Below are 26,668 nucleotides of genomic sequence, written 5' to 3'. Positions count from 1 at the left end.
GGAGGGATTTAATTGAAACCGTTTGTTCCGCAACTTGTATATATTGAGCCACGCGCCCTTGATTATCCCCTTGGAATGGAACTCAAAAATAAGTTTGAATCCATGGGATTGGAAATCCGCGAAACCACTTCCCATAACCAAATAAGGAACCTCCCTGGTGACAATGATTTTCAAAAATACAGAACGGCCAAATCGACGCTAGTTGTAGGGGTAAGGAAAACATTGAAATTTGATTCTTCCAAACCATCTGCGGAGTACGCCATTCCTTTTGCCACAGGCTGTATGGGGCATTGCCACTATTGTTACCTGCAGACTACAATGGGAAGCAAGCCATATATCCGGACATATGTCAATTTGGATGAGATATTTGATGCGGCAGATAAATATATGCAGGAGCGGGCACCAGAAATCACAAGATTCGAGGCCTCCTGTACCTCTGATATTGTAGGTATTGATCACCTGACTCATTCCTTAAAGAAAGCAATCGAATATTTCGGTAAATCAGAACATGGGCTTCTACGTTTTGTCACAAAATTCCACCATGTTGACCACCTGTTAGATGCCGATCATCGGGGTAAGACCAGGTTCCGTTTCAGCGTAAATGCTGATTACGTCATCAAAAACTTTGAACCGGGAACCTCCTCGCTCGACCTACGTATTGAAGCGGCAGCTAAAGTCGCTGGTGCGGATTATCCACTAGGCTTTATCGTAGCACCAATCTATCTACATGAAGGATGGGAAGAAGGGTACAAGACATTGTTCCAGAAGCTATACGAAAAACTTCCTGCAAAGGCGACCGAGGACCTGACCTTTGAACTTATCCAGCACAGATTTACCAAGCCTGCCAAAAGGGTCATCCAACAGAATTATCCGATGACAAAATTGGAACTAGACGAAGCAAAGCGCCAGTATAAATGGGGGCGTTATGGTATAGGAAAATATGTTTATACGAAGGATGAGGCGACAGAAATCAAGGAAACGTTATCCGAGTATATCCATTCGTACTTCCCCCAGGCGCGCATTGAATATTTCACCTAAGCATAACTATAAAGACAGCATCCCTTTAATTAATTGGGATGCTGTTTCTTATAAATTTAGTACTTCACCATCTCAGACAACAAGTAGTGATAGATCAGCTTTTCCGTATTCTGGATGGAACTCTCGTGTGTCCGTTCAAATGCGTGGGAAGATTCAATTCCAGGACCAATCAAACCGTGGATGATATCATGTCCTGATCGGATGGCAGCTGAAGCGTCAGAGCCGTAGAATGGATAGATATCCACCTTGTAATCCACACCATTCTTTTTTGCCAGTTCTACTAGATGTTTCCTTAAGCCGTAATGGTAGGGTCCGCTTGAATCCTTCACGCAGATTGATACCGTATATTCATCTGAGGATTGTCCATCTCCCAAAGCTCCCATATCCACTGCGAGATATTCCACTGTTTCCGGTGTGATGTTGGAATTTCCACCATACCCAATCTCTTCATTATTGGAAATCAAGAAATGGGTCGTGTATGGTAGGGTTATTTTTTCCGATTGTATGTACTTGATTAGCTTGAGCAAGATTGCGACGCTCGCTTTGTCGTCGAGGTGTCTGGATTTGATATATCCGCTGTCTGTGATTTGTACACGGGGATCGAAGGAAACGAAGTCTCCTACTTCAATCCCAAGGGCTCTTACCTCTTCTGCGTTTGTCACTTTTTCATCGATACGCACTTCAATGTTTTCATCATTTCTCGGTGCATCCCCGGCATTTTTATAGACATGGACGGAGGTCTGATGCATCAGGATCGTTCCAGAGTAATTTTTGCCGGAAGAAGTTTCTATTTGGCAATATTCCCCTTCCACAGAATTCCAGCGAAATCCGCCAATGGTAGTAAGTTTCAACCTTCCATTGGATTTCACCTCTTTGACCATGGCACCGAGTGTATCCACATGTGCTGTGAGCATGCGATGCTCCCGATCGTTGCTCCCTTTTAAGGTGGCAATTAATCCTCCCTTTCTATTCCGTGACGTCTCCACGCCACATTCCCCAAGATATTTTTCGACAAATCCAATTACTTTTTCCGTGTTTCCGGAAGGACTCGGGATGGAAACAAGTTCTTTGATTAACGAAAAAGTTTCCTGAACAGTTGGTTGATAGGTCATATGGACACTTCCTTTACTACTAATATTTACCTACTACTAGCATAATAGAAAATACAAGTCTTGCATAGCCTGTTGTCAAGGTGTTTTAAAAGCACCATTTTCACATTTCAGATTCTAAAAAGTGCACTTCAAGGAAGAAGCATTTGATTTCAGGGAAAATATAGTATACTGTTTATAATTACTATTGTTGATAGGAGGAGTCAAATGAATGAAATCTCCAAGAAACTATCCGAATACTTGCTTGAGAAAGATTTACTGAAAGGTTGGAACAGTGTTAAAGAATCCATGAATCAAGGATATAATAGTTCCTTTATATACGATTTTATCCTACGCGATGCGATGTACCGCATTGGCGAGATGTGGGAGGAGAATCAAATTACAGTAGCCCATGAGCATCTTGCCACAGGTACATGCGAGTTGATATTGTCCAAATATCACTTAGAGAAATTAAGTGATAGATTGATAGAGAATAAAACCTCTGCTCCACGAGCTATGTTTTTTTGCGTGGAGGGAGAAGAGCATGACCTGGGATTAAAAATGGCCTCCTCTCTTTTTGAAGAGTATGGTTGGGACGTGTACGACCTAGGCTCCAATCTTCCATTGGACTATGCGGAATATAGTCTGGAAAAATGGAAGCCGGAAGTTGTATGTATTTCTGTTTCCATCAGACATCACCTTCCCACGTTAAAAGAGACGATCAAAAGACTAAAGCAAAAACGTCCTGGCACTACTTTTATAGTTGGCAGCCGCTTGCATGCTGAATCTGCCTTTCAATCATGCTGCATGGCGGACACACTCATTGCTAAGGATACATCGTTCCTTTTTCAATGGTTGGAAAATTATCAGAAAGAAGCCGGAACCGTTGATAAAGGAGTGCTAATGTAATGTACCGGATTCCCGTCCCCTATCTGAAGCTGACCGAGGACTTTCAAATTGTGAATGTATCCAAACCGGTCACTCATCTTTTCCATCCAGTATCTTCATTTCTGGACCTGGTAGATATAGATAGCAGATCAAAGATAAAACGAATCTTGAGTATACCTTCTCCTGGAAAGATGGAGTTGAATCTCAAAACGACTGATTCTCCTACTTCCCTGTTTACGGTGTACTTCAATTATCAAAAGAAGGAAAAGCTGATCCACCTTGTTTGTTTGGACGAAACTTCTTCCTATACTAATGTACAAATGGAGTACCAACAATGGCGTCAGCAAATTCAGACGCGTGATTGGAATGATGTGGTACCAAATCCGACCGAACTAGAACCTGAGTTGACAGAATTCAATAGGAAACAGGCGGAACGGAAAATCAACACCATCAACGACTTGCTTGGTATTATTAAGGAAGACCTTTCAGAAGCCGGCAAGCTCGAGTATATCAAGTTGATCCAATCTGAACTTGAAGATATAAAAGGCATCCTTCGTGCTTAATTTATCAAAGGTTTAAAAAAAAACGCTTGGACATTTCATATGCCCAAGCGTTTTTTTAATCTTTTACTTTTAATGCTCATCTCTCATAAAATCTTCAATGGTGTGTTCGAGTTTTCTCAATTCTATAAGCATGGCACCAGCATATTCTTCTTTATAAAACTCCTGCTTTTTAATAATTTGCAATAGACCTTTTATAAAGAGGATAGGATGATAGGAATCAATTTTAAGTGACTCGTATTTCCCTTCGTAATCCATGTGTATCTGCTCTAACTTGGTTTGGAGGCTGTTGATACGTTCGTTAGCTTCCGTTAACTTATCTTTCAGATCTTGTTTCTCTTTATCTTCTGCACTTCTGTCTTGTATAGCATGAAGGCCAGCATCCTGGCTGCGATTTCGTTCCGCGACTAGTTGTTTCTTATATATTTTCCATCTTAAATTTTCTGCGTGAAAAAGTTCCTTGAACTCGCCCACTGTTTCAAACTGTCCAAGAAACAAATAACCATCCTCATTCAGAGAGTGATGGAAGGATGAAATAATTTTTTGCTGCTGTGTCGGCTGAAAATAATTCAGTACATTCCTGCAACTGATAAAATCAAGGTGATGAAACCCCGGATCTTTTGCAATGTTGTGTGGGGCAAAAATGATATGCTTCCTTATTTCTTTTTTAACCACATAGAATTCCTGTCTCTTATCAAAATACTTATTCAATATGTTGGGTAACACATTTTCAAATGCGTAGTCAGGATACACGCCTGCACCAGCAATCTTTACTGAATCATAATCCAAATCAGTGGCGTAGATCTTGAAATCCATTTCCTGTTCTAAATTCAAGGATTCAATATGCTCTTTTAAAAGGATGGCCAATGAGTAAACTTCTTGTCCAGTGGAACAACCTGCAATCCATAGCCGTATTTCACTTTCACATAATTCTAATTTCTTTTTTAAAATGCCCGAGAATACATTGTTCTGGATAAAGTCAGTCAATTCATTGTTTCTAAGGAACTCTTCTGCACTACTTGAAGGTTGATTTAAATCTTTTAAGTTTTGACTTAACATATCTAGTCTCCCTATAAATTGTTCATCTTGCTCTCTGTCTTTTTTCTATTTTAACAAATTTCTGAAGTTTTCTGTCAAAAAAATTCCTACAAAAATCGAGTTTTATTTTAGATAGTTGACTTTCATTTTCTATGATGTATAATAAGAGTTTGGGTGCAAGCCCAATTATATTAGTAACTTGATATAGAAAGGAAGAACGTTATGACATTCTTAAGCAATACCAACGTGTCACAAGGATGCACTGGCGTTCCATATAGTTTTTTCACAGAGGCTTAATCGATCTGGCACGGCCTAGGAGCCGTAAGGACGTATGAGAGGTAGGGCTTACGTTGTTTAAGTAAGGGAAACTACCATGGAATTATACCGCGGCAAACGAATATAATACTTTTATGTCATTTATAAATCATGTCCATGTAGCAGGACATCTTATAATGCTTGTGATGAAGCAAGTTACTAATTGCGCTATACATCATTAAATGGCGCCTTTATTTAAATAAAGAAGATAAAAGCAAGTTGTCCTTTGTGATGACTTGCTTTTATATTTGTTTTCAGTAATTTGAAACTTTTGTAAAACACCTGTATAATAATATGCTGATTGTCAATTATACTCGGAAAATAACTATCTTTGTAGATTTTTTTATGAATGAGATTAAACTTTATTTTTGAGCCCGTAGCTGTTGATTGGAGCAATGGGCGAAGACTCCTACGGGAGGTAGCGCTTAGGGGAGACCCCGCAGGAAGCCGAGGAGGCTCCACAAGCGCCCCGTGGAAAGCGAAGCCCAGTGCGGAAATTAACAGCGGTGTTTAGTTGACCATATAGTAAAAGGGGGAATTGGATGTCTTTCACAAGCTTATTCTTGGCCGAAGAAGAGACAAGAGATAAAGAAGAAATCAAACAGGAACTAGACGATTTGGAATTCCAAATGTTCCGCATGAAAGAAAACATGAAAGAAATTGCTAAAAAATGGCAAGTGATCGGTATCGATCAAACGAAAGACGACAACTGGGTGGTCGTTTACACTAATTACGACAAAAACTCCTGTAGGATCATGCTTAACGATTGTGAATCAGCGTATCGTGGCCAGTGGGATTTCTCCATCCAGGCAACTTACAAAGAGGATGACACCATTTTCATTGGGGATATAAAGGGTCCTGAAAACAAAGGGTATGGCTCTATCTGCATGAATTACCTTAAAGAAGTGGCTAAAGGTCAAAATATTCATTGTATTACCGGAGATATCGCCAATCGTGATTGGGATCATGTAGATCGCCTGGTTCATTTCTATGAGAAACATGATTTTCAAGTAGAAATAGATAAAGAAAATAAATCTGGTGAAATTGTTTGGCAACCTAATTAAATTAATTTTGGTAAGGAGAGGAATAGAATGACTGTTAAAGTACTCGGCTCCACAGTGGACAGTTACACCCGTTGCACCCATTATCATTCAAAAAATGATATCATCGCCATCAAATTTCATTGTTGTGGGGAGTTTTACCCTTGTTATCAATGTCATGAAGAACACGCAAATCACCCCATCAGCGTATGGCCAAAAGACTGGTTTCACACTAAAGCTATTCTCTGCGGGAACTGTAAAACCGAAATGACGATTCACGAGTATTTGAACAGCCATTCCATTTGTCCAGTTTGCCAATCAAGCTTCAATCCAGGTTGCCAATTACATTATCATCTATATTTTGAAAAATAGAGGTTTCCCCGACTGAGGACCTCTATTTTTTAATCCTCACAAAGCTTGTGGTCTACCTTTGTTGGAGGCTGCTCTAACCACCCATGCTTTACCAATAGCTTCGCCCCATCGCCTGCATATGTCATCACTTCCCCCATTAACCTTACATACATCAGAGCAAGATCTTTTCTAGGACTCAAAGACAGAGATAAACCGTAGTTTGCCGTTGCATATGTAATCAAGTGCGCCACATGATTCAACATAAAACGATCTGAAAAAGGGGAAATGGTTGCATCCATGACTTCACTACCATACGTGGAAGGGACATTGCAATCTTCTTTCAAAAGGATGGTAGAAAACATTGTCACATATTTGTTGGCCAATAGTTTTCCTTTTTCAAAGTACGCACACAACTTCTTATCATGTGTTACTTGCATAAAGCCTTTTAACAAGGCCTTACCCAATGCATTAGATCGCACATTCTGAAAGAGCTGATTCATTTCCAAGACTGTCAACGGTCTTTTTTCATTCGTAAAACCGGCAAAAAAGTGACCGTTTTTCACAAACTCGATACTTGCTGGCGTAGAGATATAAGGAGGTCTAGAGTAGATTCCTTTCTCTAGCAACAACCTCTTCCCCATTTCTGTTATCTGTTGGAGGGCATCCATATGAAGGTGAAAAAGTTTTCTGATATCTTTTCGGGATACCTCCGTAACCGCAAGCGCAAAGCCATTAAGTGCAAACTTGGCCATCCCGTCTATATAATGGAGATAGAATACATCCGAAAATAGTCGCGGCGCTTTGGTATTGATGTCCTCAGAAGTTATCCCCCTCGGAATTGGGAAATTTTCTTTTTTGAATATATCCATATAATGATGAACATGTCGTTTGGAGACTTCAAGGCAATGTTCAATATATTTCGCTATATCCTGATCATCCACATGCACCAAAAAATATCGGAACATATGGTGAACAGATGTTTCAAACAAGTAGCTACTCCATAGGTGCCCGATTTCAGCTGATGTGAGGCGAATGTTATCATGGGAATTCTCCATTCGAATGGACCTGCCTTTCGATACATAAAATCACCGTTAGTTTGTTTCAATTGTATGGAAATATTCGTACAAAATTAACACAATAAAAATAGACAAGCGAGTTTCGCTCATCTATTTTCACACCACTAGTCGGAGTATCTGTAAAAACGGAAAACGCCTCCACGACATCTGTAACCATAAAAACGTCGGGCTCCCGTTGCACCCATCACTGAATGGTTTGCTTGCTGAAGGGACCTGGGTTGGTGAAGATATTCACGTTTCTTCTTGAAGTATTTTTGGCATTCGACATATACTACAGACAAGATTTTCACCTCCTCTATTAATCTATTAAAAGTATATTCAAATTCCTATAATATTCCTGTACGTTACCACAAAAAATAGACAGGCATTTAAAACGCCTGTCTCTCAAATTTCTAGCTATTGATATTTTTCCAATGCCGATTGAAGCTTCAATGCCAATCCAAGATCCCCTTTAACCTTTAGCTTACCAGTCATATAGGCCATCGTGGCATTGAAATTACCTTCCATCATCTTTAAGACATTTTCGTCCGATAATTGAAGTATACAATCTGGAGGATTCACTTCCCCCTCGGACATTTTTACATTCCCTTCACAAAATGAGAATTGATACACTTTATTTTCATTTAAATTAAATTGAAAGACTGCATGCAAACCATGTATCCCTTTAGGATTCTCATTCATTTTTATTTGTAATTCCTGGAATGTCCTTTTCACATCCATGCTAACGCCCCCATTCTCACTCTCTCCATCCCCATTTCGCTAAAACTTAAGGAAAACCCTTTAATTTCCTTAAGAAAAAACCACAGTGCCCCATATTTCTGAGCTGTGGTTATACATTTATACCATATTTAATTTAGGACACTTACATGACCTACCAACTACTTCATACCCAACTACCTTAATTCCTTTTCTCATCAAAAAGCGAATACTGATATTCTTTTCCAAATGACTGGATGCAACGACAATTACACTTTCCCCATTTAATTCTTTATAATTTCTCTGCAGATAGGCAACTGGTATATTAATTGAATTCGGGAAAATGCCCTGGACATAATTAAAGTCCCTCACATCGACAATTTTGATATCGTTCTTTATATGTTCTATTGCCTTCAGGCATGGTACACCTAATACAGGGACATATCTTTTAAATAAATATATAGAAACGGCTAGTGTGAAGACGAAAAAGAGTAACAACATCATCCCTCCAGATTTATAATATCCCTACAATTATATACCCCTATAGGTATACGGTCAACTTAGACATCACAATTGGAAAGTCAGCGTGACCGTTGATCGGTTCCATTGAATGAACTTTTAAACAGGCTTAATTTATATGTGTTTCAAAAATAATTTATAGAACAGGAGTTTGCATAAATCTTCCTTACTTACAAAGTATAATTCCAAGGACTTTCCACTAGGAGGTAATGATGAACATATCAAGAGTCAGATTAACTTTGTTTCTTTTGTTCTTCTTGATGGTACTGACCCCGATGCTTGCGGAAGCGCATGTTAAATGGTTTTCCGAGGTAGATCCTGTAAAGGAGGATATCGAGAGTATCCTATCCCCTCTTTTTATTGGGCTGACCCTATTTATTGCCGTATTGCTCGGTGTATTGACGCTGGTGCTGCAACCGACCATCGATAGAATTCCTTTAGTACAGCGAATCAATGCCTATCTGGACCGCTATCGAATCTCATCGAGGTATATTTTAAAATACGGAACGGCCATCGCTTTGATTGTACAGGCTGTTACCGGCTCCCTTTTTGCCCCCGAATTTGACATTATAAACTCTGGTATCATGATCGCAATTTGGGCGGCTATCATCCTCCTGCTAATTCCGGTCCATTATGCCACAAAGGCGGGGGCACTTGTTCTTTTGGGGTTGTTCATTTATCAGCTGGGACAGGCAGGTTTGTTCCACATGTTGGACTATGGTTTCTACCTGGCAATCATCGGCGTTTTGCTGGTTGGTAAAACAAAGCTTGAAAACTGGGGTTTTCCGTTCCTATATTTAGGAACAGGATTGTCACTCTGCTGGGTGGCGATAGAAAAGTGGGTTTATCCTGTAATGAGTGTGGACATAATCGAGCGCCACGGAGTCCCAACTTTTGGATTTGCACCAGAGACCTTTGTGGTCCTCGCTGCCTTTATCGAGTTTGTGGTAGGTTACCTCCTTATTGTGGGGATATTAAACAGGATGCTGGCATTTGTGCTGACGCTGATTTTTATCTCAACGACCATGCTTTTCGGCGTTACAGAAATCATAGGCCACCTGATGATACATTTCATCCTCATCATCTTCATCATTGAGGGAGTCTCCTTCTATGATCCTCCTATCAAGATTCATAAAAGCAGATTGGATCAATTTATTTTCATCTTCTTAAATTTCCTATTTGTGCTGAGCACCTTTTTACTCATCTATTATCGTTTTGCCTAATTCATAGAAATCCCAGAATAGATCCAATAGCATTTAACAAATAAAAAGCCACAATCCCTTAGTAATAAAGGGATTGCAGCTTTTTTTCGGATGATCTGAGAGGGATTCGAACCCCCGACCCCTACCCTGTCAAGGTAGTGTTCTCCCACTGAACTATCAGATCTTGTATGCGACTGTAAATATTATTATAGATAGTTCATACTTGTTTGTAAAGAAGAATTTAAAAAGAAATAACCGTCCAATAGGGAACGGTTATTTCTGCCTTCTTTTTTCTTTTCTACCTGAAGCAAAAGCATCGATCATTAGGATTATAGCTGTTATGGTATGAAGGAACCAACCAAGCAAAAAGACCCAACCTAAACAAGATGCGACAATCCCCCAAATACTACCGTGGAACTTTTGACCTTCTTTTACACTGAACACCAAAGTGATGATATGTAGAATTAGCATAAGAGTCAGCGGGGAATAACCGAATCCCATCACAGTTAAGCCCCCAAGAAACGGGATTGCCAAAAATGCTTCCATTCCTCCAGTCACCCATTTTAATGTTGTAGATGCTTTCACAATATACCACCTGCCCCTTTTTATATTTCTAGTATATTCCTTCCTCGACAGAAAACAACCAGAATATACGTTCGCTTTTTTCTTGTATACAAAACGTATGTTCGTATATAATAAGAGGAAAGGAGATGATAATATGAACCGATTGCTTGAGCAGTACCAAGTGTCCAGGATCCCCATTGAAATGATATATATGGCTAAGAACGGAGCTATCACCCAAAGGAACATCATGGTCTTAGAAGTCAAGGAACAGTCCATCGTTGCTTTTTGTTACCTTCGTCAAATGAAAAGGACCTTTCTTCTACAAAATATGCTGCTTTCCTTTCGTCCTAAGAAGAAAAAATATGTGGACGAAGTCATCTAATCACTTATATTTCTTGCACACTCCCTAATAATTATGATATTCTATAAAGAAACACATTTTTACAGGAGGGAGACTTTCATGAGAGAAGTAACATTAACAGATATTTTTACACATCCAATTACGCAAAAGTATTTAAAGCGCTCCGGGATCGCTCATGCCCTTGAAGTGGCCAACCATGCCTTCCATCTGGCATTTAAATATAATGTAAGTGTCGACTTGGCTACAAAAGCTGCTCTACTTCATGACATTGGACATTATGAATGGTACAGACAAGGAAAATGGGATTATGAGCTATACAGAGAAAATGATATCCATGCGATAAAAGGAGCAGAGCGAGCACACAAGCTTTTGATTCGTTTAGGAGAAAACCCACAAAAAGCCAAACAGATCTCGGTTGCCATTCTTCTGCACACCGATTCCTACCTCCCTGAGATTGACGTAAAGAGAAGTCCCTTACAAAAGGTCGTGAAACTTGCGGATGAAATGGACGAGGAAACTGGCGGCAACCACCACTACAAACAAATTGATAAAACCACAGCGCTTGAGAAAATCAACTACCTGGATCAACTCGTCGATCACTATCTACCAAAACAACAACTATCTACCCACTCGCACGAACAATCCATTTAACAACAAAGAGGTAGCCGATTGCTGCCACCTCTTCCTTTACATCATATTGAAAACCCTTACTTGCTAATAGTTTAGTCTATAACTTTTTTTAAGTCGTCCATGATTTCTTCCAATGGCACATCCAAACCACTGTAAGATTCCCGTACAAACCCTTCCTTGTCTACAAGAAAAATACTTGTACTATGCATATACTGATCTGAGCCTTCTTCTTTGGAAGCTGGCACCATGAAAGATACATTTGCAAATCGTTCGATTGTTTCTTGATCGTATCCTGTTACAAAATCCCAGTTAGAATAATCTGCTTTATACAAATCTCCATATTCCTTCAATGCATCTGGTGTATCATTTTCTGGATCGATGCTAAAAGATACAATCGGTACTTCCACACCGGACTCTTGCATTTCACGCTGGACCCTTGCCATATTGGCAGTCATTGGAGGACAGACCGTATCACAATTGGTGAAAATAAAATTAGCCAGCCAGAACTCCCCATCTTTTTTAGTAACGGAAAAAGACTTTTCATCCTGATTGACCCCTTCCAATTCACCTACTTCAAGCTTCATTGAAAATTCTTCATCTAAGTTCACTTCGTTGCTCGCACAACCTGCTAGAAGTAGTAAAAATATAATAGCAACCATTTGCCATAGCCTCTTCAAATTCATCCCTCCAAAACTCGTAAAAAAAGTGTCGAGACCATTATAGCCCGACACTCCTTTATAATGCTAGTCAACAAACTGAGTATCAATGAATTCCGTGAAATCCGGTTTCTCTTTCAGAAATTTAAGATCAAAGGATGAGTTAGCAAATTCCTGCACCACTTCTGCGTCCACCTCGTGTGTAAAGCGGATCCTTTCCCATGCAGAATCAATCACTTCTCTTGATAGCTCTTGGTTAGTAAGCTCCTTAATTGATTTGATCGCAATCTCTTTGGATTCTTCTGGATTTTCCGAGATAAAATCTACGGAATCCTGATGTGCATCCACTAGCTTTTTCACTAGATCATTGTTTTCTTCAATCAACTTTCCACTGGTAACGAAGATTGTGTTTGGCAGTGTTGTACCGAAGGAAATCTCATCGCTATCCACCAAAATATTTGCACCATGTTCAAGAGATAGAAGCGAAGCCCATGGTTCCGGGACTGCTGCAGCATCTACGCTTTTTGATTCAAACATTCCTCCATATTGAGCAGGGTTCCCTGTTACATGTTTCATGCTTCCACCAATACGAGCTGACGTTAATCCAAAGTCTTTCAGAAATGTTTCCATCTGCACATCATGTGTGCACCCAACACCAGGTGTGATGAATGTTGCCCCATCAAGCCCTTCTACAGATGTAATTCCACTTTCCTTGCTTGCAATGATTACCGTTCCACCGGAAGAGGCTCCAGCCACAACCTTTACATCTGCCCCACTTACATAGTTGTTCATCGCTGGCCCAGGACCAACCAAACCAGCCTGAATATCACCTGTTTTCAGCGCCGTCATGAATGCTCCGCCGTCAGGAAAAGTTTTATATTCCACTTCATATTTGTCACCCAACGCTTCTTCATACAAAGCTTTCTCACGGGCAACCATTGCTGGCACATGATCAATATTAGGAAAATAACCGATAACAACTTTCTCTTTGCCATTGGACCCGCTTGTACTTGATCCACATCCTGCTAATGCCCCCATTAATAATAGAAACAATGCACTAACCAACAGCCAACCTTTTTTCATCTCTTTTCCTCCCATACACTCTATTTATGATTCCAAGCCCCAGCGTTTAATGACATTTTTCTCAAAGCGCTGGAAGATAACTAAATCTACCACTGAACCGATTACACAAATGATGATGATAACGCCGAACACCAAACTCATCTGACCGAAATCCGCTGCGTATTTCAACGTGTACCCAAGACCCGGTCCCATACTAAGCAGCTCAGCTGCCATCAGCGCTCTCCATGCGAATGCCCACGCGAGCCTCGCCCCCGTCACTGCGTATGGAACCGAAGCAGGTAAAATGATTTTCCAAAACATTTCAATCCCGGATGCTCCCATCGTGGAAGCCGCCTTTATATATAATGGAGGGACACTTTTGATTCCCATCCTCATATTAATGGTCATTACCAAAGTTCCACCAAGGGTTACAATAAAAATAATTGCCGTTTCGTTAAAGCCAAACCATATGATAGCAAGTGGCAACCAAACGATACTCGGTACACTTTGTAGCGCTAGAACAAGGGTCCCCACTGTTTCATCCGCAGTTTTGGACTTCGCTAGCCAAATCCCAAGCAGTGTTCCAATAACCAATGCCAAGAACAATCCAATTCCTAACCTTTTAAAGCTTGCAGCAAGATCATAAACCAAGGTCATATCCATAAACCCTTGATATAGGGCAACCGCTACGTTGGAAGGCTTTGGCATAACCGCAGGCGACCACCCGATGACTAGCACTGCCACTTCCCAAATAATAAATAGCGAAGCAAAAAATACGAGTCGCTTTACTCCAGGTTTCATCGGCTCAGCTCCTCTTGTACGACTTTATCAATCTCTTTTTCTAGCATGGCACTGATTTGTGCTTCTAATTGAGCCACCTTTTCATTCGTACGTAATCGAGGGCGCTCTATATCCACTTTAATATCAGCAATAATGGTTCCAGGTCTTGTTCCCATTACCAAAATCCTGTCAGATAGTTTTATGGATTCATGGATACTATGCGTCACAAACAATACTGTCTTCTTCGTTTGAAGCCAGATGCTCTCAAGTTCCTGCTGCAATCTCAAACGAGTCTGTTCGTCAAGCGCCCCAAATGGTTCATCCATCAGAAGGACGGTCGGGTCCATTGCCAATGCACGGGCAATCGAAACCCTCTGTTGCATCCCCCCTGATAATTCATGGGGATATTGCTTAAGATTACTACCGAGTTGCACCATCTTTAGATAGCGGAGGGCCCTTGCCTCCCTTTCTTCCTTGTTTTTCATGTCACGGATGGCAAATAATACATTCTCCTCCACCGTCATCCAAGGGAACAGGGCAGCCTGCTGGAACACCATCCCCCTGTCTTTTCCCGGCCTGGTAATAGCCGATCCCTTCAGTCGGATTTCTCCTTCTGTTGGTTTAAGTAAACCTGCTACCATGGATAGCAATGTGGATTTTCCACAGCCAGATGGTCCAAGAATAGAAACGAATTCCCCTTCTTGCATGTCGACATTTATAGATGAAAGTACCGTATTATCAGTATTTTGTTGGGTGTAAATTTTAGTAATATCTGAGATCTTTAAAAACAAATTATGCACCTACTTTACACTTTTCACATAATCCATATTAGTTTAATCGGATTAATGGGATAAAATATATTATATAACGTATGTGCGAAAGGTCAATATATTGACAGAAAATAATTTAATTTTTTATTGGCGAATATGATGACAAGTTCCTCCTCTTTCTGGAGTGCAGTAGCGTGAGAAGGCTCAAGGTTGCCTTCCGGATAAGCGAAGCCGTTTGCGGATATCAACAGCGGGGGTTTTCAGTGACCTTAAGTGTAGGGTTGCTCACACACTGCACCGCGCACACAAATCGTTCTAGTCGACATCAAGTCTTACCATTCAACAAATAGGGGAAAGATATGGTATGATAGTGGATAAAGCGCTTACCAGATTAGACAAGGCACCATGGGAGGAATGAACAATGAGTAAAAATGTTGGGCGTATCGAAGAATTCACCATGTTCAGCAATGAATTAAATGAAGAAATGACATTAATGGTATATACACCAGCTAACTATTCGCCACTATATAAGTACAATATCCTGATTGCACAAGACGGGAAAGATTATTTCACGCTTGGTCGCATTGGAAGTACAGCTGATAAACTACTTGCAGCCAACGAGATTCAAAATACGATAATAATCGGCATTCCATATAAAGATGTGAAAGACCGCTGGGATAAATATCATCCAGACGGAAGCAAGAACAGTGCCTACATACGCTTTCTTGCACATGAGTTGACTCCGGTTATCGACGAGAAATATCCATCCTATCAAATGGGAATGGGACGGGCCCTTATTGGAGATTCATTAGCTGCAACGGTTTCCTTGATGACTGCACTTTCCTATCCCCATACATTCGGGAAAGTAATCATGCAATCCCCTTATGTTGATGATAAAGTGTTGCAGAAAGTGGAAGATTTCGCTCAGCCTTCTTTCCTTTCTCTCTATCATGTAATAGGCACAAAGGAAACCGAAGTACCCACTACAAAAGGAGAGAAGAAAAACTTCATCGAACCAAATCGCGCCATGCATGAACTGATGAAGGAAAAAGGATTCTCGGTCTTTTATGAAGAGTTTGAAGGAACCCACACCTGGACCTACTGGCAACCAGACTTAAAACAAGCCTTACCACAAATGCTATCGTAACCAGATATGCATTGGGTTTTTGATTGGAATGTGAATTTCCCCTGTAGTTTGGAGTGCAGGATGTGAGACTCCTGCGGGAGATAGCGGTAGGTTGAGACCCCGCAACGAAGTGAGGAGGCTCAAGCATCGCCCCGCGGAAAGCGAACATCCGGAACGAAAAGCTACAGGGAGTTATATAGGATAGTTATTTAAGAATGATAAACAAACTTTCCTATTCATTTCAAAAAAATTACGATAAAATAAATACATAAGACACTATATCGCAAAAAAGTAAACAGGAGGGATATTGGATGAAATATGGAATAGCTATTTTTCCAACAAAAAAATTACAAGATCTCGCAAATTCATTTCGAAAACGTTATGATGCCCACTATGCACTAATTCCACCGCATGTGACATTAAAAACAGCCTTTGAAATTGATGAGAATGATATGAAATCTGTGACAGACGAGCTTGCTTCCATCGCAAAAGAAACAGCTCCAATCCCTTTGAACATCTATAAAGTGAGCTCCTTTGCTCCAGTAAACAATGTCATTTACCTTAAAGTAGACCCAACGGATGAACTGCTGAGCCTGCATGAAAAACTTCATTCTGGTAAAGGATACTTCCAGGATAATCGTGAATTTTCTTATGTTCCCCACATTACCATCGGGCAGAACCTCTCAGATGACGAGCATTCCGATGTACTAGGGACACTGAAAATGACCAACATTGAGCACGAAGAAATGGTCGATCGCTTCCACCTTCTTTACCAATTGGAAGATGGCATGTGGACCGTGTATGAAACATTCCGCTTTGGAAAGGACTGCTGAGACTTGCACGTACTAATAGTGGATAACGAAGAACAACTACAGGATGCCTATTCTGTTCGTAAGATCGTTTTTGTCGAAGAACAGAATGTACCCCTTGAAGAAGAAATAGACCAATATGAAGAAGATGCCACTCATTTCGTGCTTTATGATGAGGACCAAGCCGTTGGGGCTGGACGCTTCCGAATTGTAGAAGGAATAGGAAAAGTTGAGCGTATCTGCGTGCTTCCTTCCTTCCGATCATCTAAAGGGGCTGGACGCCTTATTATGGAAACAATCGAAGAGTATGCTAAAACAAAAGAAATGCATGTGCTGAAATTGAATGCTCAAACGCATGCAGAACCATTTTATGCGAAGCTAGGCTATGAGACCGTTTCAGATATTTTCATGGATGCCGGCATACCACATGTAACGATGACGAAGAATATTTAAAAAGGATGACTCTCCCTTAGGAAATCTGAGGAGAGCCATCCTTTTTTTCATAGTTTTCCTCCTCTTTATCCATACTAACGACATGGACATACAAAAAGGATGAATACATATGATGATGGAATACGGCCGTATAGCTGTGGAATTGGTAATCGGTTTTTTTTCCTTGTTTTTGATTACACAACTTTTAGGTAAGACTCAAATAACACAAATAACCCCCTTTGACTTCATTTCTGCCCTTGTATTGGGAGAGCTTGTCGGAAACGCTTTGTACGATGATGAAATTGGCGTGGTGAAGATTCTTTTCGCCTTAGGATTATGGGGTCTTCTAATTTTCTTATTGGAAACCATCACACAAAAATGGCGCAAAACCCGAGGAATATTGGAGGGACGGCCATCTATAGTCATCCATAAAGGAGAAATAAATAAAAAAGAATTAAAAAAATCAAAGCTTGATATTGATCAATTACGTCACCTACTCCGTTCAAAAGGGGCTTTTTCCATCCAAGAGGTAGAATATGCCTTACTTGAAACGGACGGAACGGTGAGTGTACTTAAAAAGCATCCATATACCGCTCCAATAAATAAGGATTTGAATATTCCTTCCAGTAAGGTGACCCTCCCCATCCCAATTATTTCTGATGGGGAAATTTTGACAGATAACTTGGACGAATTCAATCTTTCCGAGCAATGGGTGTTAAATGAACTAAAAAAGACAGGTTACCACACGCCACAGGACATTATTTATGCCGAATGGGAAGAGGGGCAACCTATCTATGTGATGCCTTATTCGAAAGAGGATTCCACCACCAATTGATTGTTCCTTATTTGAAAGTAGGCTTTCTGTTCTTGAATCAATTTTGTCAGGTATGCGGTCACAGCCGTCCGGAAAAGCATGTAGCTTGGCACACTCTTTACTGTGATACCTTTCTCGGTACATGCCTTCGTAACTAACTGTTCGAAGGCAATACCAGCTGTTTCCGCAGTTATCAAGGAATATATCATTGCTTCGATTTGGTGATGCACTTTTATATTCTCATCTATCGTCTCCATAAAACCTGTTTCAAATCTCCCATGTCCAGGAACTGCACCTCTGCATGGGAGCTTTTTTATTTTTTCCAAGGTTTCTAATGCTTCTTTTGCATCCACTATATATGGAATGCCATGCTTATGTATGATGTCCTTCCCGAAATAAGCGTCTGCCGCAAAGAGAATTTCGGATACGAGTATTCCAAATTGCTGATAGCTATGGCCTGGTAGCGCAACTGTAAGAAATACAACACCTCCGAGTTCCACCGCCCCTTCTTCCTTCACCAACAAATCCACATGAATTGGTTTACCTTCTAGGAATTTATTTCGCCACTCAGATATCGGATTCGTACCGTGAAACAAATATAGGGGCTCAAGCATCGGTTCTTGGAGTATTAATGACTCAAATGACGGCGCCATCGTATAAACCTGTCTGTTTTTTTGAAGATAGGCAGCACCACCATAGTGATCCGCATGTGCATGAGTGATGAATAAATGGGTCAGCGGAAGTCCTTTTTCGTCCAGCATTTTTAAGACCTTTTTCATCGTTTGATCTTCAAGCCCCGCATCAATAAGCATTCCTTCGGATTCTGAAAAACGAACATACCCGATATTGACGGAAGCCAAAAAATAATAAACATTATTTGTTAATAATTGTAGCTCCACGTTTATAGCACTCCTTCTATTTGTGAACTACTAGATGGATTCGTTAAAGTATCGCCCTTTTCCTGTTATATCCGCCAATAATTTATCTGATATACGGGAGGCCTGCTTTTCCTTTTTGAGGTTTAAATGTTGGTGCTGAGCATTTCTGTGGATTTCTTGCCAGGAAAGCTGAGGGTCTACCCTGTAGAAGGTCGGCCTGATTACCGGATCAAGCCTGATCTGTTGTTTATCAGAAACAGTTCGGTTCGCATATTGTGTGTAGGCATCCATTTGTACTGGTAATACATATCCCATCACGTTTCTCCCCTTTCTGACTTACTATATTTTTCCCTTTATTTGCAAAAGACAAACTTCCATCGACTCGTGTTCTCTCTATATAATATGTGTTACTATGAATAAGATTGACTGTTATAAAGGAGTCTTTACATATGAAGTCTGCACGCTGGAATGAACGAAACATACATATTAAAAACATGGCAAGAGAGCTATATCAGGAGGTACATGACGCTGGAGTGAAAGGCGAACTCTCCTGTACTATCTGTGGGGAAAAGGTCAAGTTGTATCTTGGTTTGCAAAAAGAACCTCATTTTTATCACATAGATGGCGGATTGGATCATAAGGAAGAAAAGGAAATTCCTCAAACGAATAAGAGGATGACAGAACAGCAGGAATATATTGAACGGGACGGTTTTCGCTATCCGAAATCCAGGACCATTGTTGTGGAAAAAGATATATCCGATGAGCAATGGAAGGCACCCATGCCACTTACCCACCTACCTGTCTTTATTAAAGAACATACGAAAAGTCATAAGAATTTAAGTGGGTTTTTCCATACTTTACAAGAAAAAAATATTTTTCTTGATCCGACGCAACAAGAAGCCGTATCAACTGTTGAAGGACCTTTACTCGTACTGGCAGGTGCCGGAAGTGGAAAAACAAGGGTTTTAATAACGCGTGTTGCCTACATGGTGCAGGAGAAACAGATAGATCCAAAATCCATCATGCTGATCACCTTTACAGCGAAGGCTGCCAATGAAATGAAGGAACGACTTCGATTATATGAGGCCCCAGGTACTCGGAATTTTGCGAACCTCCTTTCTGGTACGTTCCACAGTATTTTCTACCGAATGCTGCAGCACCATCATCCCTCCCGCTGGAATGGTGACAACCTATTAAAATGGGATTGGCAGAAGGAACAATTTCTTAAAACAGCCGGCCGTAAACTTGGACTCGATGAAAAAGACTTCCCTTTTGACCAAGCGATTCAACAAATCGGCTATTGGAAGAACAATATGCAAACACCAAAAATGATTAAAGCTTCCAACAAACTCGAAGAACAGTTCCAATCTTTGTATCAGGACTATGAGGACTGGAAAAAAGAGAAAAATGTGTTTGATTTTGATGATATGCTGCTGGGTTGTTATGAACTCCTCTTGGAAAATCCTGCTCTGTTGGCAAAATACCAAGAGCGTTTTCGTTATTTTCTAATCGATGAGTTCCAAGACATTAATAAGGTTCAATATGAAACCATGAAACTATTGGCGGAAAGTGGAAATATATGTGCCGTCGGAGACGATGATCAGTCTATATATGCCTTCCGAGGCAGCAGTCCGGACTATATCCTAAACTTCCATCGCGATTTCCCTTCAACGAAAGTCGTGACACTATCCGAGAACTATCGGTCTACCCATACTGTGGTAGCTGCGGCAAACCAGGTAATTGTCAAGAATAAGAGTCGTCGTATCAAGAGCATGATCGCACAGAGAGATAACAAACAATTCCCTATCCTTTTTTACCCATATGACGAAGAAGAGGAAGCCACCATCATTGTTCAGGATATGAAAGAACAAATCGAAAAAGGTGCAAGCCCAGCCGATCTTGCCGTGTTATATCGCACACACAGTGCTGCAAGGGCTATTTTCGAAAGGTTGTCGCAATCAGGTTTACCTTTCAAGCTGGATCAGGATTATGAAAGCTTTTATAAAAGAAGGATTGTAAAAGGGATACTCGGTTTTTTACGGCTGAGCAAAGATCCAAATGACGTTCAAGCTTTTGCGGACATTCTTCCCGCCCTGTTTCTTAAACAATCGAACCTGCAGGATGCAAAAGCGATTAGTATTTTAGAAGATTGCAGTTTAGTAAAGTCATTGAGCAAACTTACGAATATCCAGCCTTTCCAAGTGAAGAAAATAAAGCGGATCATTCCTCTGTTTAAAACACTAGCTAACGTCTCACCTTCTGTCGCCCTTGAGATGATCGAAAAGGACATGGGCTTTGATGACTATATTAAAAAGCGGGGGAACGAAGGGAACGCTCTTGAAAAAGGCTCCGATGATATTCGGGATCTGAAGGTGGTTGCCCGAAAATTCAAGGGCATCCATGAATTTTTAGATCATGTAGATGATATGATCGCCAAAACGGACGAAATGAAAAAATTAAGTAAGCAATACAGCAATGCCATCCATCTTTCAACGATCCACCGTTCTAAAGGACTGGAGTATCCCAATGTTTATATACTAAGTGCCGTCGATGGCAGCTTGCCTCACGACTTTGCCCTGGAATCCTTCCGCAACGGAGAACCCTTGGCCCTTGAAGAAGAACGCCGCCTCCTGTATGTAGCCATGACACGCGCAAAGGAAACATTACAAATTTCCGTGCCCATGAATCGCCGTGGCAAAAAAGCATACACGAGTCGATTTCTTAGAGATATTCTTTAGAAAGAACGCAATTCCTTCTTTATTTTTGGAATTGCGTTTTTCTTTTTGTCAACCTTTAATCGATGAAAAAACTTTATTTTTCAAATAGTAAAAAAGTATGTTTATTCTACCTGAATCTGGGTATGTACCTCTTATATAAGTGTAGAAAGGGGGACATATAGATGAGAACATTAGACCCTCATGATAACTGTTCCATCCAACAACTGTCCGACGACTCCCTCCAATTCGCATACGACCATGCGATTGCGGAAAACCTGGATCATTACTTTATAAAACTGCTGGAATCCGAGCTGATGAAACGGAAAAAAGGCCCCTTGTACAATATCACCTCCCTTTCCAAAATGGAAAATGTTATTATTTAGAATATAGATAATTTTTAGGGAAAAGAGGTTTATTTGAAATGGCCAACCTGACTCAAAAAGAGACCAACCTCCAAAGTGATTTTCATAAAAAAACTGCCATCAACTTATTCAATGAAGTATGGGACCTCATGGAGAAAAAGGAACGCACTTCAGAAGAAAATTTACAAATGATACATAAAGCACATGCCTCCCGCTTCCATTGGGGCGAAGTAGGCAGCCCTGTAAATTTCTCCCGAGGAGAATGGCAAATCTCTAGGGTCTATGCCGTGTTGAACCGGCCAGAACCATGCCTTGTGCACGCAAAAAGAAATCTAGAAATCGTCTTGGAGCACGGCATCAAGGATTTCGACTTGGCATTTGCCTATGAAGCGTTGGCCCGCGCTTACAGCCTAAATGGAGACACTGCTTCAAAGGAAAGATACAGAAAGCTTGCAGAAGATGCATCCAGTGCAATTGAAAAAGACGCCGACAGGAATCTAGTGCTGGAGGATCTCGGGACAATTGAGTAGGTAGGATGAAACGGTTCTTTTTATCCAGAAAGAAAAAACATCTGCCCTATCCACTTAAACGTGGTAGGCAGATGTTTTTTACTTTTTCTTCTCGTTCAACATTTTGGATATAGTCCCCATATCGACAGGCTTATTCCCATTAACCAATGTATTAACAATCTTATCTTCCAATTCCTTAGGTACCTTCTTATTTGCCATCGTCGCTACCCGTGAAACCAAGTTACGAACAGTCTGTTCATCTTTGAAATTCGCGTTCTGCATGGAATTGGCAAGTTCAAATACGTCTTTCATACTTACGCCGGTTTTCTTTTCTATCCCTTTAAATAAATTATTATCCACCAAACATCCTCCTCTCGGATATACCTCATTGTATGTGAGAGTGCCTATGATGGTGACACGAAACACTTCACTTTTGTACAGGCTCAAATAACAAAATAATGAAACAGAAAAGCACGGATCAACCGTACTTTTCTAATTTCTATTAGATATTAATATCCTTTACACGCACAACCAACGATGATTAAAAGAATGAATAGAACAACGATTAGCACGAATGTGCTGCCTCCATGGCCGTAGCCGCCATATCCAGCTCCACCTACGCCATAAGGATAGCCTCCATAGTAACCCATAATCTCGCACCTCCTTAATGAAGATTCCCTATTACTATATGTATCTTTTAACATTCGGTATGGGCACTTTGGCAGCCAATGTGTAATTTTGTGGATTTTTTTTGGATAGAGAAAGGATGACCACTTGTCTCTGAGTTAGTTAATGGCATATGGGAGTATTCTCCATTTCCCAACTTCACTTCTCTATTTCCCAGCAAACCTTGAACGCTTCAGCGAGCTACTTCTACCTTTTAAAACAGACATTCTACAGTGTGGAGGCAAACTTCTACCACTTGGAATTAAACAATACAAAAAACACCCATATCATCCCCCAATAATACCTATCCAATCGGTATTCCCAATCCAAACACAAAAAAGCGAAGGACCACTCCCTCGCATCACAAAACACCCATCACTCATCATTTTCCTCATCATCAAAATCTGCCGCCCCGGTACTCGCTTGACCTTCCATCCACCGTTCCAAATTTCTGATATACTTGTTCATCCGCGCTTCCAGCTGTTGAATGTGCGCAAAACCTTCATCTGCACTTTTTATATTCAACTTAGCCTGTTTATCTGTTTCCGTAAGTCCCTCATTCACCTTCCACCGCTCAAAAAGAAACTTCAAATGTTCTTCCCCGAAATCATACTCGCTCATATGTGCTCACCTCAAGATATTATATGAGAGAAAAAAAATCAGGAAGCTTAGCCCTCTAACAATGGGCGCAGCTTCCTTCTTAGCTCTTCCAGGCTTGCAGCGGCAGTATGATAAAACACTTTATTTTCAGATGAGTTGGCTGTCACACTAAGAAACGAAAGATCTGTTGCACATTTATCAAGTATCACCAGTGTCAGTTGCTTTTCTTTTTTAGGAGGATTCTTTAAATGATCATTAAATAAATCCACACTCATCTCCCCCCAGGGATTAACCTGAGCTATAAATACATTTTCAATCAAGATATTTCGTTTTTCCATTTCCGCCTCCACCCAAGCTCTGTTCAACCCAAGTCGCGCAAGGGGTTCATCCAGAATATCCCCATCCATGATGATCGTCTGAGGTTCCTTTAGATGAGGAACTTTTGAATATAGATCCCCGTAGGTTACAGGCTGTTTCTCCTTCTTCAAAAGCACATTCAAATCACCATTTGATTCAAGTGTTGCAAACTCGATATCTTCTATTGAAAATATATCCTTTTTACGCAGTTGTTCCAAAAACTCATCTATTGTGTACTTTTCCTTCCTTAAGTTCTGCTCCAGTATTTTACCGTCCCTCACAAATACTGTAGCATTACCTTCTATGAAATCACGGAATCGCTTGTTCCTCAAAGATATCCGTGAGGTCACAAGGGGGAAGAGCGCCCAAATTAAAATGCTCGTCACCCCGTTCTTCAAGTCAAGATCCCTATCCATGGATAATGTACCGGCAATATCCCCCACTGTAATGCCCACTATATACTCAAAAAAAGACAGCTTCGATAGCTGCTTCTTCCCTAAAAGCTTCGTAATGATAAACAACCCAATAATTATAGAAAAAGACCGCACAGCAACCTCTACCCACTGTGGCATCACCATCACTCCGTTCAACAAATAGAGAGGTAAAGAATGACGCTTTAGCGCTTTAGAACAATGAGGGTCAGACCCCTTTCAACACACTAAAGCACTAAAACGACGTAAACAATTTCTTTCACTTGCTCTTTCTTCTTTCCTGCCTCTCACATCTCTTTTAGTTTATAGTCGATGTTTGAGATGATGTCATCGATTTTCAACATGGATTCGTGGTAGGTGGATTGCGCGACCGGGTCATTAGCTTCCATGGCATATACGTGAAGGTTATTCCGTATCATCTTCAGGCTGGCACGATTATAAGTTAGCATTAATTTCTCATCCACTTACAACCCTCTCCTTTACCCTTTTGGCTTAAACAGTAAAGCCCCAATAAAGCCGAATACAATGGCTGCTGAAATACCGGAACTTGTCACTTCAAACATTCCTGTCAAAACACCTACTAACCCGTGCTTTTGCGCCTCTTCCAATGCACCGTGAACCAACGAGTTTCCAAAGCTTGTGATTGGAACGGTCGCTCCTGCTCCTGCAAATGCAATCAAAGGCTCATACAAACCAAGGCCGTCCAATATTGCGCCTGCAACCACCAATGCACTCAACGTATGTGCAGGCGTAAGCTTAAATACATCAAACATGATCTGGCCAATCACACAGATAAGCCCTCCAACAACAAACGCCCAAAAAAAAGCTAACAACATCAGCTGACACCTCCCATCTCCATCTCGATAGAAACTGCATGAGCAATACATGGAATGGATTCCTTTTGCTGAAAGGAAACAGGAGAAAGCAAGGCTCCAGTAGCAATAAGAAGTATCCGCTTGTATGTCCCCTTTTTCATCTCATTCAATAAATGGCCATATAACACAACAGCAGAACAGCCAGCACCACTGCCACCTGCAAGCACAGGCTGGCTTTTATCATAAATCATCAGCCCGCAATCCTGATACTGCGAGTCTTCTATCTGCAAGCCTTTTTCCTTCAATAGCTGCAAGGAAACTTCTCTTCCAATCTCTCCAAGATCACCTGTTACTATCAAATCGTAATATGATGGGTTCCTGCCTGTATCCTTGAAATGCGCCTGTATCGTATCAACAGCGGCAGGTGCCATCGCCCCTCCCATATTGAATGGGTCTTTTAATCCCATATTGATTACTTTCCCGATGGTTGCCGAAGTCACTCGAGGTCCCACCCCAACTTTGCTTATAAGTCCCACTCCAGCCCCAGTAACGGTCCACTGTGCAGTCGGGGGCTTCTGACCGCCATACTCTGTTGGATAGCGGAATTGTTTCTCTACAGCAGCATTATGGCTTGAAGCACCTGTCAGACAGTAATTTGCACCGCCATAGTTTACCAAGAACCCCGCCAATGCCAATCCCTCCATTGACGTCGAGCAGGCACCAAATACACCTAAATATGGCATTTCAAGTGATTCTGCAGCGAAATTGGAAGGTGTCATTTGGTTGATCAGGTCACCGGCCAATAAAAACTGCACTTGGGAGAGGTCAAGAGCGGCTTTCTTCACTGCCGTCTCGCATGCTTCCTCTAACAAGACCCTGTGCGCTTTTTCATAGCTATCCTGTTCCAGCCATAAGTCTTTATGAAGCATATCAAAATCATTAGCAAGTAACCCATTGGCTTCAAATGGGCCCCCGATTGCCGCACTTGATGTAATGACAGGCTTATTGGCAAAAATCCAAGATTGTTTTCCTTGCAGCATCAGAATCCTCCTAACGAAACCACTATTGTTTTTATCAATGCAACTACAAAGGCAGAAAATACCCCGAACAAAATGACCGATCCTGCGAGCTTGAACATATTTGATCCCACTCCAAGCACGAAACCCTCTGTCTTATGTTCAATACACGCAGATATAACCGCGTTTCCAAAACCTGTAACAGGGACAGCACTACCCGCTCCAGCAAACTGTGCGATCCGGTCATACACTCCAAAGCCTGTCAATAGCATTGCAATGAAAATCATCGTTGCCACTGTTGGGTTCCCGGCCGTCACTTCGGTAAAATTAAAAAAGTATATGTACATCAGCTGTATCGCCTGACCAACTATACAAAAGACTCCCCCTACCAAAAAGGCGATGATGCAGTTTTTCCACACAGGGCGTTTTAGTTCCCGCGTTTGTTCAAACTGCTGATATGCCTTCTGTTCTGGGGTAAGCTGCTTGTCTTTCCCACTCATCC

The 26,668-nt window shown here is 41.0% G+C and carries 35 protein-coding genes and 1 tRNA gene; 15 read left to right on the top strand and 21 right to left on the bottom strand.

What is annotated here, in order from left to right; all coding sequences use genetic code 11:
- Positions 1–12: 12 nt before the first annotated feature.
- The gene (splB, locus tag EKQ44_RS00800; protein ID WP_237661627.1) at positions 13–1,038 is read left to right on the top strand and encodes a spore photoproduct lyase; all 1,026 of its coding nucleotides are present in this window, start codon (positions 13–15) and stop codon (positions 1,036–1,038) included.
- Positions 1,039–1,094: 56 nt separating this feature from the next.
- Here splB and EKQ44_RS00795 read toward each other — a convergent pair whose 3' ends face one another.
- Positions 1,095–2,150, bottom strand: coding sequence for a M42 family metallopeptidase (locus tag EKQ44_RS00795; protein ID WP_237661626.1), 1,056 nt, complete (start codon positions 2,148–2,150; stop codon positions 1,095–1,097).
- Positions 2,151–2,354: 204 nt separating this feature from the next.
- Here EKQ44_RS00795 and EKQ44_RS00790 point away from each other — a divergent pair, with 204 nt between their 5' ends.
- Together EKQ44_RS00790 and EKQ44_RS00785 are read left to right on the top strand one after the other, a co-directional pair.
- A complete protein-coding gene (locus EKQ44_RS00790) occupies positions 2,355–3,035 on the top strand; it encodes a cobalamin B12-binding domain-containing protein (protein WP_237661625.1) in 681 nt (226 codons plus the stop codon).
- Positions 3,035–3,577, top strand: coding sequence for a hypothetical protein (locus EKQ44_RS00785; RefSeq protein WP_237661624.1), 543 nt, complete (start codon positions 3,035–3,037; stop codon positions 3,575–3,577). Before EKQ44_RS00790 ends, EKQ44_RS00785 begins: the two co-directional genes overlap by 1 nt.
- Before the next feature lie 69 nt (positions 3,578–3,646).
- Here EKQ44_RS00785 and EKQ44_RS00780 read toward each other — a convergent pair whose 3' ends face one another.
- A complete protein-coding gene (locus tag EKQ44_RS00780; RefSeq protein WP_237661623.1) occupies positions 3,647–4,633 on the bottom strand; it encodes a CheR family methyltransferase in 987 nt (328 codons plus the stop codon).
- 836 nt (positions 4,634–5,469) lie between these two features.
- Between EKQ44_RS00780 and EKQ44_RS00775 the strand changes: the two genes are divergently transcribed.
- Together EKQ44_RS00775 and EKQ44_RS00770 are read left to right on the top strand one after the other, a co-directional pair.
- Positions 5,470–5,991, top strand: coding sequence for a GNAT family N-acetyltransferase (locus EKQ44_RS00775; protein WP_237661622.1), 522 nt, complete (start codon positions 5,470–5,472; stop codon positions 5,989–5,991).
- Positions 5,992–6,018: 27 nt separating this feature from the next.
- A complete protein-coding gene (locus EKQ44_RS00770; protein ID WP_237661621.1) occupies positions 6,019–6,339 on the top strand; it encodes a CHY zinc finger protein in 321 nt (106 codons plus the stop codon).
- A 29-nt stretch (positions 6,340–6,368) separates the two neighbouring features.
- Here the strand turns inward: EKQ44_RS00770 and EKQ44_RS00765 are convergent, their stop codons facing one another.
- The 3 genes from EKQ44_RS00765 to EKQ44_RS00755 all read right to left on the bottom strand — a co-directional run bounded on the left by EKQ44_RS00765 (position 6,369) and on the right by EKQ44_RS00755 (position 8,594).
- On the bottom strand, positions 6,369–7,373 hold the full coding sequence (locus EKQ44_RS00765; RefSeq protein WP_237661620.1) for a DUF3231 family protein: 1,005 nt from the start codon (positions 7,371–7,373) through the stop codon (positions 6,369–6,371).
- 417 nt (positions 7,374–7,790) lie between these two features.
- On the bottom strand, positions 7,791–8,114 hold the full coding sequence (locus tag EKQ44_RS00760) for an SCP2 sterol-binding domain-containing protein (protein ID WP_237661619.1): 324 nt from the start codon (positions 8,112–8,114) through the stop codon (positions 7,791–7,793).
- A gap of 117 nt (positions 8,115–8,231) precedes the next feature.
- The gene (locus EKQ44_RS00755) at positions 8,232–8,594 is read right to left on the bottom strand and encodes a rhodanese-like domain-containing protein (RefSeq protein ID WP_237661618.1); all 363 of its coding nucleotides are present in this window, start codon (positions 8,592–8,594) and stop codon (positions 8,232–8,234) included.
- Between the two features lie 224 nt (positions 8,595–8,818).
- On the opposite strand from EKQ44_RS00755, the gene EKQ44_RS00750 reads away from it, so the two are divergent.
- Positions 8,819–9,832, top strand: a complete 1,014-nt coding sequence (locus EKQ44_RS00750; RefSeq protein WP_237661617.1) for a DoxX family membrane protein — start codon at positions 8,819–8,821, stop codon at positions 9,830–9,832.
- A gap of 91 nt (positions 9,833–9,923) precedes the next feature.
- Here the strand turns inward: EKQ44_RS00750 and EKQ44_RS00745 are convergent.
- Together EKQ44_RS00745 and EKQ44_RS00740 are read right to left on the bottom strand one after the other, a co-directional pair.
- Positions 9,924–9,995: transfer RNA gene (locus EKQ44_RS00745), tRNA-Val, on the bottom strand.
- Between the two features lie 89 nt (positions 9,996–10,084).
- Positions 10,085–10,396, bottom strand: a complete 312-nt coding sequence (locus tag EKQ44_RS00740; protein ID WP_237661616.1) for a hypothetical protein — start codon at positions 10,394–10,396, stop codon at positions 10,085–10,087.
- Between the two features lie 133 nt (positions 10,397–10,529).
- On the opposite strand from EKQ44_RS00740, the gene EKQ44_RS00735 reads away from it, so the two are divergent.
- Entirely contained in the window at positions 10,530–10,757 is a 228-nt protein-coding gene (locus EKQ44_RS00735) for a hypothetical protein (protein ID WP_237661615.1), read from the top strand.
- 78 nt (positions 10,758–10,835) lie between these two features.
- Positions 10,836–11,387: an HD domain-containing protein gene (locus EKQ44_RS00730; protein WP_237661614.1), complete on the top strand. Its 552-nt coding sequence runs from the start codon at positions 10,836–10,838 to the stop codon at positions 11,385–11,387.
- A 71-nt stretch (positions 11,388–11,458) separates the two neighbouring features.
- On the opposite strand, the gene EKQ44_RS00725 is transcribed toward EKQ44_RS00730, so the two are convergent.
- The 4 genes from EKQ44_RS00725 to EKQ44_RS00710 are packed head-to-tail and all read right to left on the bottom strand — an operon-like array spanning position 11,459 to position 14,655.
- Positions 11,459–12,049, bottom strand: coding sequence for an SCO family protein (locus EKQ44_RS00725; RefSeq protein ID WP_237661613.1), 591 nt, complete (start codon positions 12,047–12,049; stop codon positions 11,459–11,461).
- A 60-nt stretch (positions 12,050–12,109) separates the two neighbouring features.
- Positions 12,110–13,105: an aliphatic sulfonate ABC transporter substrate-binding protein gene (locus EKQ44_RS00720; RefSeq protein WP_237661612.1), complete on the bottom strand. Its 996-nt coding sequence runs from the start codon at positions 13,103–13,105 to the stop codon at positions 12,110–12,112.
- Between the two features lie 24 nt (positions 13,106–13,129).
- Positions 13,130–13,885: an ABC transporter permease gene (locus tag EKQ44_RS00715; RefSeq protein ID WP_237661611.1), complete on the bottom strand. Its 756-nt coding sequence runs from the start codon at positions 13,883–13,885 to the stop codon at positions 13,130–13,132.
- Entirely contained in the window at positions 13,882–14,655 is a 774-nt protein-coding gene (locus tag EKQ44_RS00710) for an ABC transporter ATP-binding protein (protein WP_237661610.1), read from the bottom strand. The genes EKQ44_RS00715 and EKQ44_RS00710 overlap by 4 nt, the downstream gene beginning before the upstream one ends.
- A gap of 400 nt (positions 14,656–15,055) precedes the next feature.
- On the opposite strand from EKQ44_RS00710, the gene EKQ44_RS00705 reads away from it, so the two are divergent.
- The 4 genes from EKQ44_RS00705 (at position 15,056) to EKQ44_RS00690 (ending at position 17,836) form a co-directional block, all read left to right on the top strand.
- On the top strand, positions 15,056–15,781 hold the full coding sequence (locus tag EKQ44_RS00705) for an alpha/beta hydrolase (protein WP_237661609.1): 726 nt from the start codon (positions 15,056–15,058) through the stop codon (positions 15,779–15,781).
- A gap of 290 nt (positions 15,782–16,071) precedes the next feature.
- Positions 16,072–16,593 carry a YjcG family protein gene (locus tag EKQ44_RS00700; RefSeq protein WP_237661608.1) on the top strand — a complete coding sequence of 174 codons (522 nt, stop codon included), beginning with the start codon at positions 16,072–16,074 and terminating at the stop codon, positions 16,591–16,593.
- Positions 16,594–16,596: 3 nt separating this feature from the next.
- On the top strand, positions 16,597–17,022 hold the full coding sequence (locus tag EKQ44_RS00695; protein WP_237661607.1) for a GNAT family N-acetyltransferase: 426 nt from the start codon (positions 16,597–16,599) through the stop codon (positions 17,020–17,022).
- A 112-nt stretch (positions 17,023–17,134) separates the two neighbouring features.
- Positions 17,135–17,836 carry a DUF421 domain-containing protein gene (locus EKQ44_RS00690; RefSeq protein ID WP_237662523.1) on the top strand — a complete coding sequence of 234 codons (702 nt, stop codon included), beginning with the start codon at positions 17,135–17,137 and terminating at the stop codon, positions 17,834–17,836.
- On the opposite strand, the gene EKQ44_RS00685 is transcribed toward EKQ44_RS00690, so the two are convergent.
- Complete coding sequence (locus EKQ44_RS00685) at positions 17,806–18,714, bottom strand: MBL fold metallo-hydrolase (RefSeq protein WP_237661606.1); 909 nt, start codon at positions 18,712–18,714, stop codon at positions 17,806–17,808. The genes EKQ44_RS00690 and EKQ44_RS00685 overlap by 31 nt on opposite strands.
- A 30-nt stretch (positions 18,715–18,744) precedes the next feature.
- On the bottom strand, positions 18,745–19,008 hold the full coding sequence (locus tag EKQ44_RS00680; protein WP_237661605.1) for a hypothetical protein: 264 nt from the start codon (positions 19,006–19,008) through the stop codon (positions 18,745–18,747).
- 134 nt (positions 19,009–19,142) lie between these two features.
- Here EKQ44_RS00680 and EKQ44_RS00675 point away from each other — a divergent pair, with 134 nt between their 5' ends.
- From EKQ44_RS00675 to EKQ44_RS00665, 3 genes are all read left to right on the top strand, one after another.
- Entirely contained in the window at positions 19,143–21,431 is a 2,289-nt protein-coding gene (locus EKQ44_RS00675; protein ID WP_237661604.1) for a UvrD-helicase domain-containing protein, read from the top strand.
- A 161-nt stretch (positions 21,432–21,592) separates the two neighbouring features.
- Positions 21,593–21,793, top strand: a complete 201-nt coding sequence (sda, locus tag EKQ44_RS00670; RefSeq protein ID WP_237661603.1) for a sporulation histidine kinase inhibitor Sda — start codon at positions 21,593–21,595, stop codon at positions 21,791–21,793.
- A gap of 38 nt (positions 21,794–21,831) precedes the next feature.
- Positions 21,832–22,302, top strand: a complete 471-nt coding sequence (locus EKQ44_RS00665) for a hypothetical protein (RefSeq protein ID WP_237661602.1) — start codon at positions 21,832–21,834, stop codon at positions 22,300–22,302.
- Positions 22,303–22,380: 78 nt separating this feature from the next.
- On the opposite strand, the gene spoVIF is transcribed toward EKQ44_RS00665, so the two are convergent.
- The 8 genes from spoVIF to spoVAC form a co-directional block, all read right to left on the bottom strand.
- Complete coding sequence (spoVIF, locus tag EKQ44_RS00660) at positions 22,381–22,641, bottom strand: sporulation-specific transcription regulator SpoVIF (RefSeq protein WP_237661601.1); 261 nt, start codon at positions 22,639–22,641, stop codon at positions 22,381–22,383.
- A 149-nt stretch (positions 22,642–22,790) separates the two neighbouring features.
- The gene (locus EKQ44_RS00655) at positions 22,791–22,931 is read right to left on the bottom strand and encodes a YjcZ family sporulation protein (RefSeq protein WP_237661600.1); all 141 of its coding nucleotides are present in this window, start codon (positions 22,929–22,931) and stop codon (positions 22,791–22,793) included.
- Between the two features lie 391 nt (positions 22,932–23,322).
- Positions 23,323–23,568 carry a hypothetical protein gene (locus EKQ44_RS00650; protein WP_237661599.1) on the bottom strand — a complete coding sequence of 82 codons (246 nt, stop codon included), beginning with the start codon at positions 23,566–23,568 and terminating at the stop codon, positions 23,323–23,325.
- 47 nt (positions 23,569–23,615) lie between these two features.
- A complete protein-coding gene (locus EKQ44_RS00645; protein ID WP_237661598.1) occupies positions 23,616–24,476 on the bottom strand; it encodes a DUF421 domain-containing protein in 861 nt (286 codons plus the stop codon).
- A 146-nt stretch (positions 24,477–24,622) separates the two neighbouring features.
- Positions 24,623–24,799: a DUF1657 domain-containing protein gene (locus tag EKQ44_RS00640; RefSeq protein ID WP_237661597.1), complete on the bottom strand. Its 177-nt coding sequence runs from the start codon at positions 24,797–24,799 to the stop codon at positions 24,623–24,625.
- A 15-nt stretch (positions 24,800–24,814) separates the two neighbouring features.
- On the bottom strand, positions 24,815–25,171 hold the full coding sequence (gene spoVAE / locus EKQ44_RS00635) for a stage V sporulation protein AE (RefSeq protein WP_237661596.1): 357 nt from the start codon (positions 25,169–25,171) through the stop codon (positions 24,815–24,817).
- Entirely contained in the window at positions 25,171–26,190 is a 1,020-nt protein-coding gene (gene spoVAD, locus EKQ44_RS00630) for a stage V sporulation protein AD (protein WP_237661595.1), read from the bottom strand. The genes spoVAE and spoVAD overlap by 1 nt, the downstream gene beginning before the upstream one ends.
- Positions 26,190–26,666 carry a stage V sporulation protein AC gene (gene spoVAC, locus EKQ44_RS00625; RefSeq protein WP_237661594.1) on the bottom strand — a complete coding sequence of 159 codons (477 nt, stop codon included), beginning with the start codon at positions 26,664–26,666 and terminating at the stop codon, positions 26,190–26,192. The genes spoVAD and spoVAC overlap by 1 nt, the downstream gene beginning before the upstream one ends.
- Positions 26,667–26,668 lie beyond the last annotated feature (2 nt).

Origin of the sequence: Sutcliffiella horikoshii (genome assembly GCF_021991925.1) — a bacterium.
GTDB classification, from domain to species: Bacteria; Bacillota; Bacilli; order Bacillales; family Bacillaceae_I; genus Sutcliffiella_A; species Sutcliffiella_A horikoshii_F.
The sequence above is the reverse complement of the archived record's forward strand: the minus strand, read 5'-3'. Positions and strand labels throughout refer to the sequence as shown.